Genomic DNA, 12,666 nt, shown 5'->3' with positions numbered 1-12,666 from the left:
GCACGCTTTGCTTATTCTTCATACGTCAGAATTGTTGAGATGACCGCAATCGGAAAGCGGATCGTAAAGGTTGATCCCGTTCCGACCGTCGACTCGACTTCAATCGTTCCGTTATGGTGTTTGACGATTTCCTTACAGATCGATAAACCGAGTCCGGTTCCACCGATTTTCCGTGTCTCCGAATTGTCGACCCGGTAAAACTTATCAAAGAGTTTCGACATCGATTCTTGCGGAATTCCGATTCCTTGGTCGCGAATCGTGATTTCGGCGAAATTGTCCCGATTCTGAATCTGGATCATGATATCGCCGCCATCCGGTGAGTACTTAATCGCATTGCTGAGCAGATTGTTTAACAACTGCTTGATTTTTTCCGTGTCGGCATCAATCATGATCGGACCTTCCGCTTCAAACATCAACTGGTGCGTCGTATGCGATGCATCGTGGAAGTCAATCAGTTCACTCGCAAGTTGAACAAGATCAAACGTCGACATCTGATAGCGTTGCTCACTCGACTCCATCCGTTGTACATCAAGGAAGTCGTTGACGAGTGTCGTCAGGCGTCCGGTTTCCGAGTGGATCGTCGTTAAATACTTCCGTTGTTTCGGCGGATCGATTTCCCGGTTCAGCATCAGTTCCGTGAAGCCGTAGATCGAAGACAGCGGCGTCCGCAGTTCGTGCGAGACCGTCGAGACGAATTCTTCCTTCATCCGGTCTGCCTCCGTTTCCTTCGTGACATCACGCAAGACGAGCATCGTGCCGACCCAGACGTGATTGATCTGAATTTTTTCGGCATAGATCTGGATGTAGGCGTTCTGCGACCGGATCGAGACGACAAGGCTGTCTTCCGGCAGGTTTTGCTCGACGATCTGTTCGATGTATTGTTCGAACGGTTCCGGCTCATCGATGATCGACGACAGGGCCGACATCGCTTGGCGGAACGACGAGAGGTTACTTTCATTTTGGTGTTCGGTCTGGACTTCCGGGAACAGCTTCATCAACGGTTCGTTGACGAGCAATTCGTCGGATTCATGTTCGATATAGACGACGGCTTCCCGAATCGAGTTCAGGAGTTGTCCCGTCTTGTTTTTCTCATGGATCATTTTTTCATAGATCCCCATCCGCATCAGTGAGAGAGACAACTGGTGCGAGAACGACAGAATGTCGCCCATCTGTTCCGGTGTGAAGGCATCGCGGTAACGGACGAGATAGATACAGGCGATGATCTGTTCTTCATTCGGGTCGAGGATCGGTACAGCAACTTCATACATATAGTAGGGATACGGTAACGGGCTGTCGTGTGCGACTTGTTTCGACGAGTGGACCGGTCGTTTCAGGACGCGTGCCCGGTGGAACAGCGACTGGTCGTCTTTGACGAGTTGACCGACCATTTCTTCCGTCATCCCGTACTCGATCGTCGACCGGACGTCATGCTGATCGAGGAACAGCAGAGCACCGATTTCCGAATGGGTGATCGAGACGAGTTTCTCGATGATTTCCGGATAAGCGGTCAACGTCTCGCGAGATGCGAGGGTCTCCGTCAATTCGTTCCGGTACTTTAAATGCTGTTCGCTGCGTAACGTGATTTCGAGTGCTTCTTCGAGTTCCTCTTGTTGCGCCTGCAACTCTTCCTGCTGGGCGACGAGTTCTTCTTGCTGTGCTTGTAATTCTTCGTTTTTCGCGAGCATGTGGACCTTGTTGTCGGCAATCGACGTTGCCATCTGATTAAACGATGTGGTTAAGGTGTAGAGTTCATCGTGACGTTTCGGTAAAGGAATCGTTGCGATATCTTCACCGGTTGCAAGCAAGGCACTGTCCCGTGACAGCGTGTTGACTTGCTTCGTCACCCGGCTGATGAACGGACGAACTAGTAACAATAAGATGATGATCAATACCACGAGATTCGACAACCAGATGAACTGGGCGACCCGCATCTCACCGAGCAAGTTCGTTTTCGCTTCTGTTTCCAGATTTTGAATCAACGTCAGGTAGTCCGCAAGCAACGTGTCAATCCCGGCAGCATCTGTATCTGTCGTCAACTGACTGTTTGATCCTCTTAACGTCCCGTTGGCATTAAACAAATCATCACCGTTTGAAAGGGAAGCAAGTGTCTGCGGATCGAGGAACGTTTCGTCAATCGATCCTTGTCTCTTTCCATCGACGTATTCCGTCAAAAGCGGGAGGGCCGTGCCGAAATAATCGTCGTAAAGTGATCGCGTGGCGACGGCATATTCTTTTCCTTGTTCGTAGATGGCGTTCTCCTCGAACCAGGTCGTCAAACGATTGATTTCACGCTGGTCGGCTTTGATCATATCCAGCATTTCCGGTGTCCCGAACAGCACATACGATTTCACATTGCTCTGCACAAGTGTCCATTCGTTGGCTAACGCATTGGCGTTCGTTCGGCGTTCCCGTAAATCATCAAATGTCGCATTCGTCTGATCAATTTTTCGTTCTGTATACGTATAGACAATAGCTGATGTCAGACTGAGGGCGATAAACACCATATAAAATGCAAACATCAATTGACGACCAATTTTTTGATTAATCCATTTCACTTGTTTATCCTCCACGTGTAGTTTTATTCGATTCAAAAAATTAATCCAGTATTTTTATCTTACTTAATCAAATAGGCATTCATCAAACTTTAACATGCAAAGATGTAAAAAAGATATTTTATTTACTGGTTTCTTCTAATGAACGTTAAATGAGAGCCGTTTCAAGTCATCAAGAAATCGTAGTCGCTTAACTATTTTTTGAAAATAAGGATTAGAAGAGCCGGAATAAAGGGAATCTACTGAGTGATGCCATTATTTTAATCATAAGGAAGTGACAAGATGCAAAAGATGTTTGAGAACAAATGGTACCGCGGTGCCTGGTGGATCATGACGTTGCTGATCATTGTCTGGATCGGGAATCATGTGACGTTCTTGTTCCGACCGATTGCGATCTTACTGCAAATGGTCGTACCGCCGCTTGCGATTGCCGGGATTCTTTATTATGTCCTGTTGCCGATCGTTGAGCTGCTCGAGAAAAAGATGAAACGCCGGCCGGCCGTGATTGTTGTATTGCTTGGTCTCGGTGGAATCCTGACAGCGCTTGGATTCATCTTCGGACCGATGCTGTCAGATCAAATCACGGAATTCGTCAATTCGATTCCGACACTCGCGTCACAATTCCAACGTCAACTCGTCGACGTGCGGGATCAATTGCAAAACAGTGCCTTCTTCTCCCGTTTCCTCGGAGGACAGGATGATCTGTTCAACAAGTTTTCCGGTAACATTTCCGAGTATGCATCGACGTTCCTGAAAAATATCGGGACCGGTGTCGGTGGATTCGTCAGCATCATCACGACGACGGTCGTCACGATCGTCATCATCCCGATCATGTTGATCTACATGTTGCTCGATGGAGATAAATTAAAAGGGAATCTCGTGAAGATGATGCCGTATGAATACCATAAGGAAACGAAAAAAATCCTCAGTGACGTTCACTTGACGATCATGAGTTACATTCGTGGACAAGTCATCGTCAGTATCGGCGTCGGGATCATTGCCTATATCGGTTACTTGATCATCGGCATTGACTACGCCTTACTGCTCGCCTTGTTTGCGACGATGACGAACATCATTCCGTTCCTCGGTCCGGTCATCGGTGTGATTCCGGCCCTGATCGTCGGTTTCATTCAGGATCCGATTCTCGCCGTCTACGCGGTCATCGTCATGACGGTCGCCCAGCAAATCGACTCGCACATCATGTCACCACTCGTCCAAGGGAAGACGCTTGACGTTCATCCGCTGACGATCATCATCGTCCTGCTCGTTGCAGGGAACATCGCGGGCTTTTTCGGTGTCTTGCTCGGTGTGCCGTTCTATGCCGTCATGAAGGTCATCATCCTCAATATCCGTCGTCTCTATCATTTACGATCACAGAAGAAGATGGTCATTGCCGAAGACGACAAGACGTTTAATACAATCGTGACGACAAAAGATTGAGTTTTGAATTTTCCCGCTGCTTCGGTCATACTGAGAAAGTAGAGTATCGTGTCACGAAAGGGGTATGCGTCAGATGGATCAACGTCATGTAGAAGAGCAGGCTGATTTATTAGCACTCCAGAAGTTTCAACACAATTTTGAAAACAGTCTCAAGTCGAGTGTCATTTACATCCTGCGGGATGGGGCATTGACGATCGGTGAGATTGAACAACGCTTGGATCAATCCCATGGTCAGATTCTCGAACAATTGCAAGAGCTGATCGAAGACGGGCTTGTTTTGCAGCAGATGTCCGAAAAAGTACAGGGATTAGCCTATTCATTGACTGGACCGGCCGAAGAACTCGTGCGCCAGTTCAAGGAATCGATTGTCTGGAGTAAGCAGCACATCACGTATTAACAAATGTCACAAGGACCTCTTGAGCGCTGCTCAAGAGGTTTTTTTGTTGGATTGCTCATTATATCGATATAAAGCGAAAAATGACGCTTTTGGAAGTAATTAGCGGAATAAGTAATGAAATAAAATTACAATATATTTTATTAATCTAAAAATTAAAATAGATATTAAATATATTTTAATGGTAATTTAGCATCTCAAATACTGGTTAATAATAACTATATAATCATTGTGATTGTAAAAAAATGTATATTTTTTAGTCAGGAAGTCGCATAATATGAGGTGTAAGGTAATTTTTCTCAAGAAAAGGAGTGTTCCAATGAACAAGAAGACACCTGATTTTCGAAAGAAGATGAACCAACACCATAGAAACCACACCAAGCGGCTCGTCAAACTATTGGCAGCGTCCTCACTTGCCCTCTCTCCGATCTCCTTCACGTATACGAAAACCGAAGCTTCCGAAAAAAAGTTTCAACCACAACAACAACAGTTTGCGAATTCGATTAAAAATTCGCTGTCCGGTGCACCTGCCAATCGGGTCAGTTTGGCGGATGTTCAGTTATTGACCGGTGTGCAGGTGACCGCTGCTCTGACAGAACAGCCGGATCGTTATGATTTAGCACTGGGACTGACCGGAGTCGGTCTCGCGGATGCGCAAGTCCTTAATCCGGAACGCGTCGCCGTCTTTAATGTACCGGATCTTGCCGGAAAAATGACGGCTGACGGCAATGCCGCTGTCAGTGTTGAACTCCTTCCGGTGACATTACAGGATTTACCGACGTTAGAAGGACAATTAGATCCACTGACAGGGGAAGTAGCAGATGTCGTAACCGTCCTCTTAGCTGAAATCGACCGTTTACAAGGTTTACCAGTCGTAGGTAACTTGTTGCGTGTAAATGGATTAACAGAGTTAAATACAGCGCTAGATAACCTTCAAAATTTGGATACGGCCTTATCTGATCTATTGGATTATGAAGATTCGATTCCGTTCACAGTGAATCCAGACGGTTCAATCGTCGTCGATTTCAGTGACGGTTTAGGCAATCATTTGGACACCGCAGTGAAACAAGTTGTCCAAGAAGCACTACAAGATTTAGTGGATGCCATTACGAACTTAAGACTGACAGGTCTTGCCGGTAATTTAATCGATCCGGTCCTGGAACCAGTAAGAGATCTTCTTCCGGGTGTCAATACATTGCTGACTGCGGTCACAAATGACACAGTGAATCTCTCGAATGAGTTAGCAGGTGTGCAAGTCCTCGGACCGACCTCCGTTAATTTAAATGTGGATGTCGTAAAACCAGCAGATGTGCCGCAAGATGACGTTGTCGTGACAGGATCAGCCGTCAGTACAACCGTGATCGATGCCGAGTTGTTGAGTGATCTCGATGGACGAGCGACGATTGTATTTGATGAAGAAGCGGATGCGGATGCCGATGCTGACGCTGATGCGGATGCAGATGCTGACGCCGATGCGGATGCTGACGCTGACGCGGATGCCGATGCAGATGCTGACGCGGATGCCGATGCAGATGCTGACGCTGATGCGGATGCGGATGCCGACGCTGATGCCGATGCGGACGCCGACGCGGATGCTGACGCCGATGCGGATGCGGATGCGGATGCCGACGCTGATGCCGACGCGGATGCCGATGCGGATGCCGATGCGGATGCAGATGCTGACGCTGATGCGGATGCCGATGCGGACGCCGATGCGGACGCTGATGCCGACGCCGATGCCGATGCCGACGCTGACGCTGATGCGGATGCCGATGCCGACGCTGATGCGGATGCCGATGCGGATGCTGACGCCGATGCGGACGCCGATGCTGATGCGGATGCAGATGCCGACGCTGACGCCGATGCAGATGCCGACGCTGATGCGGATGCCGATGCGGACGCGGATGCCGATGCGGATGCCGATGCGGATGCTGACGCCGATGCGGATGCGGATGCGGATGCTGACGCGGATGCCGATGCGGATGCCGACGCTGATGCAGATGCCGATGCGGATGCAGATGCCGACGCTGACGCTGACGCCGATGCCGACGCCGATGCGGATGCAGATGCAGATGCCGACGCTGATGCTGACGCTGACGCCGATGCCGACGCCGATGCCGACGCCGATGCGGATGCAGATGCAGATGCCGACGCTGATGCTGACGCGGATGCGGATGCAGATGCCGACGCTGATGCCGATGCCGATGCGGATGCAGATGCCGACGCTGATGCTGACGCTGACGCCGATGCCGACGCCGACGCCGATGCGGATGCAGATGCCGATGCTGACGCTGACGCCGATGCGGATGCGGATGCCGATGCCGACGCTGATGCTGACGCGGATGCCGATGCGGATGCGGATGCCGACGCTGATGCGGATGCCGATGCGGATGCGGATGCCGATGCTGATGCTGACGCCGATGCTGACGCCGATGCTGACGCTGATGCTGATGCTGATGCTGACGCTGACGCTGACGCTGACGCGGACGCTGACGCCGACGCGGATGCCGACGCCGATGCCGATGCTGACGCGGATGCGGATGCTGACGCTGACGCCGATGCGGATGCTGACGCCGATGCCGACGCCGATAAAGACAATGATAACGATAACGATAATGGCAATGATAACGACGGTGATGATGACAACAAGCCAGATCCGGTCATGAATCCGAAAGATGATAATGATGCCGTGGTCGTGCCGATTCCAATCATTACAAAACCAACTTTACCGACAAATGGAGGGGCTGTAACGAAACCGACGTTACCATCAAATTCTGGTGTCGTCACAAAACCGACGTTGCCGGCAACAAACGGTATTGCTAAAAACACACCAATGTATTCAAAACCGGTCAGTCAGCCACTTCCGAAACCTGTGGCGAAAAGTCTTCCTAACACGTCTGAGAACCTCTTCCTGATCACCTTGATGGGGATGCTCGCGACGTTGACCGGATTGTTCGCCAAACTATTCCGACGCCGTCCACAAGACTGAGTCGACAAAAAAGTGATTTAACTTGTAGCAAGGACGTCGTGTCCTTGCTACAAGTTCATCTTTTTGATAGGAGTGAGACGGAATGAACCAATTCATACGAATCGAAGTATTGGAAGAAAGATTGACTGAACTGATGGAACAAGAACAAGCCATCTATTACTTGAACCAACGCTTAACGGTTTTTGTATCACTCGGTAATCCGACGGGACGGGCGCAGGTGCATACGTTTCGGGGAAAACGTTTATCGACGATTTTTCAAAAAATCAAGACCCACCTAGGCGAACGACCAAGTAACTATCAATGGATCAAAATTGATCTCGCGAAAAACTTTCAATTTTGTACCTTTGCTGAATTAAATGTACGTCTGCAACAGACACGTAAAAACTATTTCCGGTCCGGCATCGCCTTTGATACGCGAATGGAATGTGCTTTTCTTGAGGAAGAGTTGAACGGAAATGCGATGTTGACACCAGATCCGGATCACCCTGATTTACGCATCAATTTAAAAAACATGACGCGTTACGTTGAATTGCAAGAACGATCGGTTCCACGGATGGCATTTCATCCGGAGACGCGCTGTATCACCTTTGAGACGACCAGTGTCTTCGAAGAAGACGGTTCCGTTGTCTTACAGATGAACACGACAGCAGAAAAAATAAGAGATTATCAGCAACAGTATGACCTTACTTTTGAAATCACATCGGTTGTTCAACAGGCTGGCCGGTATTTAGCCAAGCAAGTTCAACAGAATGGTCGATTCACATATGGTTACTTTCCGTGTTTTGATAAAAAAATCGCCTATTACAACAGCCTACGTCATGCCAGCACGCTGTACGCGATGATCGAAGCCTATGAGGTGATGCCGGACATCGCGTTACGGCAAGCGATTGAACGGGCGAAAGCCTATTTGATCGATGAGTTGATTGTCGTACAAGAGAACCGCGCCTATGTCGTTGATTGGGAGCCGGGTGAAGTGAAGCTTGGCGCGAATGCTGCTGCTATTTTGGCATTGACCCAGTATATGAAGACGTTTCAGGTGACAGATGATTTAGACGTGTGCCGCCAACTCGCGACAGTGATCCTCGAGTTGCAACAAGCAGATGGGAACTTCCATCATGTCCTCGCGTATCCGGACTTGACCTTAAAAGAAGCCTTTCGGATCGTCTATTACGAAGGGGAGGCAACGTTCGCTCTGCTTCGTCTGTATGAACAGGACCGCGACGAACGATACTTGACCGCTGTCGTCGATGCCTTCGACTACTTCCTGGAGCATGAGTATTGGAAGTATCATGATCACTGGTTGAGCTATAGCGTCAATGAACTGACGAAGCATCGACCGGACGACCGCTATTACACGTTTGGACTTCAGAACGTCGCACCGAAACTGACGTTCATCCATGACCGGGAGACGACGTACCCGACGTTTCTTGAATTGATGCTCGCGGCACGGGACATGATTATTCGGATACAGACGCAAGGACGGCAGGTATTGCTCGAAAACTTCCCGCTGGAACAGTTGGAACAAACGATCGAACGGCGGATGCATTACCAGTTGAACGGATTTTTTTATCCGGAAGTCGCCATGTATATGAAACGACCGGAGCGGATACTTGGAAGTTTTTATATCCGGCATCATTCCTTCCGGGTCCGAATTGACGATGTTGAACACAATCTCTCTGGGTATTGTCAGGTCTTACGGAGCAACCGGAAGGAGGTCGAGTTACGATGATACGAAAGGGATCGACGATCTTGCTGCTGATCGGACTCGTTTTGCTTGGATACGTCGGCTATCAAAAGCTGACCGTCCAGCAAACGTTATCCGTGGAACTGGAGAAAGCGAAGGAAGTTGTCGTTCAGGCGGAAGGACAGTCTACGAAAACAGCTGACGAATCGGCCAAAAAAGAACCGATGGATCGAAAAGATGACCGGGAACCAGACATGACGTTTGCAAACGGCGAGACACTCGGCTTTCTGTCGATTCGTTCACTCGATATGGAACTACCGTTACTGGAAGGTGTGGATGAGGTGACACTCGCAAAAGGCGTTGGTCATCATCCGGAAACGGCCTTCCCGGGTCAAGAGGACCGGATATTCATCGCCGGTCACAACGATACGACATTCTCGAAGATCAGCCAGTTGCAAGAAGGTGACGAAGTCGAACTGTTTCTCGCGGACGGTTCGTACCGGTACGTGATGCGTTCGAGTGAAATCGTTGATGATACCGATACACGTGTCTTGCAGTCGACCGGCAAAGAATCACTCGTCATCTCGACCTGTTATCCTTTTTACAATGTAACCGACAGTACAGAACGGTACTTGATTTATCTGGAGCCAGTGGAGGAGGAAGCGCCATGACACGGATTGGCATATTACGTTTGAATGAGAAGCCGCAGTTCCGCGATAAGATTGCGTGTGTCGTCGCGGCCTCGATGGGATTCGAGACCTTTTTCTTTCGCCCGCAAGATGTCGATTTTGACAGTCGGATGATTCAGGCCCAGCATTTTTTAGATGACGAATGGCAGCCAAGTTTTGTCGAGTTTCCGGATGTCATCTACAACCATCTGCCGCTGACGGAAGAACAGAAACAGATTTTTAAGCGGCTGGCGCAAGAGATTCCGTTTACGACGCACCGGATCGGGAATAAGAACGTCGTGCTGAAGCGTTTGGTGCAAGACGGGACGTTTCGGGATAATCTGATTCCGATGCACCGCGTTCGAAAAGGGAGCGATTTGCTGCCGTTACTCGAGCGGTACGGACGCGTCATCTTCAAACCGGCGAACGGCAAACAGGGGCAACGCATTTATACGATGGAGCAAAAGGGAAACGATTCCTTTGATTTTCGGCATTTACTTGAGAATATGAACTATACAAAAGGAGAACTGATTGACCGTATCGAAGAAGAAACAAAGCGGAATCCGATGATCGTGCAACCATTCATTGCTTCCCAAACGATACATGGTCATTCCTACTGCATGCGGATCCATGTCGCCAAGGGAGCAGGCGGAAAATGGAAGCTCGTGAAGTTTTTTCCCTTTGTCAGCAACAACAACCAAGAATCGGTCAGTCACTTGAGCCATGGCGCGTTCTCGACGACCCGAATGGACATTTTCATGCAACAGAACTACCCGGAGACGCATCATGAGGTGACACGGAAAATCGTCGACTTTGCCCGTCGATTCCCGGCTTATTTCGAGTCGTTTTATGCCTATCCGCTCGATGCACTCGGGATCGACGTCGGAATCGGGGCAGATGGTAACCTCTATATTTACGAAGTGAACAGTCTTCCGGGCACCCGTTACGTGGAATTCCAAGCGGAGTATCTTGCCATTCAGTACTGTGACCACCTCGCGCGTCAAAAGTCGTCACCCGAAGTGAACGGGTTGACGGCAGGCTGGATGAAGGAACAGATCGAGGCTTAGAAAAGAGGATGAGTGTGAAGACATTTTTGTTTTATGTCATGGCAACACTTCTCGTCATCGTCATCGTCGCGAAGTTCATGGTACCGCTCCTCGGTTGGTGGGAGCAGGAAGAGACGTCAGGCAATCCTGAAAAAGCACGGACGACCATTCGGCTGAACGAAGGGCAGTTGAAACAATTTGACCGGGAGGACCGGATCGGGGTGACGTACGAGATGGCGGGGCTCCAGTTGAAGACGCTGGATGTCGCGCACCGCGATACGACCCGCCAAACTCCGTTACTCGTCATCAATGTCCAAAAAGAAAAGCTGTTGCAAATCATGGGGGAACCGAACCGTCTGCTCGCAATCACCGTCAAAATCACCAATCAATCCGCAGACGAGATTCAGATTTTACCGAAGATTGCGGAATACGAGACAAAAGGGAAAATCGTCACGATTGCGGATCAGTTCAACTCGTTGAACGGTTCCTACAAACCGGGCGAATCACGGATCGGCATCGTCTTCATCCCATCGGCACAAGTTCGGGTCACGGATGGACGGTTAAGTGTGTTTTATCAGACGATGTCCGGTGAAAAACAGCTCCGGATTGCCTTGAATCAAGAAAGCTAAAAAGATCTTGCGCCGGTGAGGGCACAAGATCTTTTTTTGTATCTTATTTTTGAACGGCACTGAACGCTTCTTCTGATTCGATACCGGCTTTATTGACAGCCGTGATGATGAAGCGGCCGCTGGCGTCTTTCGGTAATGGGAAGGCTTTCCGTTCGATGGATTCCGTCGAACCTAACTTCTTCCGTTTTCCTTCTTGTTCTTGGTAGATGTTGTACTGGACGACTTCTTCATCTGTTGAGGCGTACCAGTTCACGAAACCGCCGGAAACGCGGACATTCGTTGCCGGTTTTGGAGGCGTTTTGACAGGGTCTGAAGCCTTTTCATCCAGTTCGGTGAAGACGACAAGACGATTATCGTACGTGCCTTCGTTCTCATCATAGACACCGATGCAAGTAATCAGGTTCAAGTTGCGTTGATCCGATGCACCGAAGATTTTTTCGAGTGGTGCATCGAGGTGACCGTACTCGACGAGCTTCTTGACACGGAAGACAAGTGTCCGGCCGGACTCATCCTTGATTTTGATCGTGTCACCTTTTTTCAGTTCATCGAGACGGTTAAAGACGGCGGGACCGGTCTTTGTATCGGTATGACCGTCGATGACGGCATTCCCGACATCACCCGGACGGGGACCAAACTTATACCAGCCGACTTGCTGTTCATTTTTCGGAGTGGCCATGGCGCCTTCTTTATCCAAACCGACCTGCTCGACGTTCGTTTTGACATCAAGCTGATTGATGGCTAACGTCTTTGGAAGTTCGACTTCATTGGTCGAAAGACTCTTAAATTCTTTTTTGAAGATTTCGGACGGTTTGAGTGGATCTTCCTTTGCCTCGGAAGATGCCGCAGACTCAGTTTTGGCGTCGCCTTGCGTGATGTTCGATTGTGGTTCATTCGTGTTTCCGATTAATAGAAAAATTAACGTACCGATTGAAACGAGCATCAAGAGGATGCTGACCGGCAATAACCATTTTTTCAAGACACGTCACTCCTTTCCGAGACAAAGTCTCTTGCGCAGAAAAAGGATAGTGCCGAGGCGCTATCCTTTTTAGTATACCCGAATTCTTATGCGTTTTGACGTTTGCGAGCGAGGACGATTCCGGCTGCACCAAGTGCGAGACCGAAGAGTGCGATTGCACCAGTCGTTGCTGCTGTGTTGTTGTCGCTCATGCCGCCGTTACCTGTGTTTGGCATTGAGCCTGGTGTACCGTCCATGAACTTCTCTGGTGATTGTTTGACGATTGCTTCACCAAGGTTTGCCCCCACG

General features: G+C 49.4%; 9 protein-coding genes and 1 pseudogene. 7 read left to right on the top strand and 3 right to left on the bottom strand.

Annotated elements, in window-relative coordinates; all coding sequences use genetic code 11:
* Positions 1-11: 11 nt before the first annotated feature.
* Positions 12-2,555, bottom strand: coding sequence for a HAMP domain-containing sensor histidine kinase (locus D3D03_RS14340; RefSeq protein ID WP_026831940.1), 2,544 nt, complete (start codon positions 2,553-2,555; stop codon positions 12-14).
* A 279-nt stretch (positions 2,556-2,834) separates the two neighbouring features.
* Between D3D03_RS14340 and D3D03_RS14335 the strand changes: the two genes are divergently transcribed.
* The 7 genes from D3D03_RS14335 (at position 2,835) to D3D03_RS14305 (ending at position 11,402) form a co-directional block, all read left to right on the top strand.
* Positions 2,835-3,992 (top strand): AI-2E family transporter, encoded by a 1,158-nt coding sequence (locus tag D3D03_RS14335; protein ID WP_026831941.1) that lies wholly within the window; start codon positions 2,835-2,837, stop codon positions 3,990-3,992.
* Positions 3,993-4,065: 73 nt separating this feature from the next.
* Positions 4,066-4,389 (top strand): winged helix-turn-helix transcriptional regulator, encoded by a 324-nt coding sequence (locus D3D03_RS14330; RefSeq protein WP_026831942.1) that lies wholly within the window; start codon positions 4,066-4,068, stop codon positions 4,387-4,389.
* Between the two features lie 316 nt (positions 4,390-4,705).
* A complete protein-coding gene (locus tag D3D03_RS14325; RefSeq protein ID WP_119923964.1) occupies positions 4,706-7,375 on the top strand; it encodes an adhesive domain-containing protein in 2,670 nt (889 codons plus the stop codon).
* A gap of 82 nt (positions 7,376-7,457) precedes the next feature.
* A complete protein-coding gene (locus tag D3D03_RS14320) occupies positions 7,458-9,104 on the top strand; it encodes a glycoside hydrolase family protein (protein WP_119923963.1) in 1,647 nt (548 codons plus the stop codon).
* Entirely contained in the window at positions 9,101-9,730 is a 630-nt protein-coding gene (locus D3D03_RS14315) for a class D sortase (RefSeq protein WP_119923962.1), read from the top strand. The genes D3D03_RS14320 and D3D03_RS14315 overlap by 4 nt, the downstream gene beginning before the upstream one ends.
* Positions 9,727-10,794 (top strand): YheC/YheD family protein, encoded by a 1,068-nt coding sequence (locus tag D3D03_RS14310; protein WP_119923961.1) that lies wholly within the window; start codon positions 9,727-9,729, stop codon positions 10,792-10,794. The genes D3D03_RS14315 and D3D03_RS14310 overlap by 4 nt, the downstream gene beginning before the upstream one ends.
* A gap of 14 nt (positions 10,795-10,808) precedes the next feature.
* Complete coding sequence (locus D3D03_RS14305) at positions 10,809-11,402, top strand: hypothetical protein (RefSeq protein ID WP_026831946.1); 594 nt, start codon at positions 10,809-10,811, stop codon at positions 11,400-11,402.
* A gap of 43 nt (positions 11,403-11,445) precedes the next feature.
* On the opposite strand, the gene D3D03_RS14300 is transcribed toward D3D03_RS14305, so the two are convergent.
* Both D3D03_RS14300 and D3D03_RS14295 read right to left on the bottom strand, forming a co-directional pair.
* Positions 11,446-12,378, bottom strand: a complete 933-nt coding sequence (locus tag D3D03_RS14300; RefSeq protein ID WP_119923960.1) for a class F sortase — start codon at positions 12,376-12,378, stop codon at positions 11,446-11,448.
* An 86-nt stretch (positions 12,379-12,464) separates the two neighbouring features.
* A pseudogene (locus D3D03_RS14295) lies at positions 12,465-12,666 on the bottom strand (copper amine oxidase); the annotation flags it as partial.

Source organism: Exiguobacterium sp. RIT452 (assembly GCF_003598705.1).
Taxonomy (GTDB): Bacteria; Bacillota; Bacilli; order Exiguobacteriales; family Exiguobacteriaceae; genus Exiguobacterium_A; species Exiguobacterium_A undae.
This window is presented reverse-complemented; position numbering and strand designations above follow the sequence as displayed.

Bases quoted from the DNA above. Each gene is read 5' to 3' on its own strand.
- D3D03_RS14325 (WP_119923964.1), top strand. From the start codon at position 4,706: ATGAACAAGAAGACACCTGATTTTCGAAAGAAGATGAACCAACACCAT.
- D3D03_RS14315 (WP_119923962.1), top strand. From the start codon at position 9,101: ATGATACGAAAGGGATCGACGATCTTGCTGCTGATCGGACTCGTTTTG.
- D3D03_RS14310 (WP_119923961.1), top strand. From the start codon at position 9,727: ATGACACGGATTGGCATATTACGTTTGAATGAGAAGCCGCAGTTCCGC.
- D3D03_RS14320 (WP_119923963.1), top strand. From the start codon at position 7,458: ATGAACCAATTCATACGAATCGAAGTATTGGAAGAAAGATTGACTGAA.
- D3D03_RS14330 (WP_026831942.1), top strand. From the start codon at position 4,066: ATGGATCAACGTCATGTAGAAGAGCAGGCTGATTTATTAGCACTCCAG.
- D3D03_RS14335 (WP_026831941.1), top strand. From the start codon at position 2,835: ATGCAAAAGATGTTTGAGAACAAATGGTACCGCGGTGCCTGGTGGATC.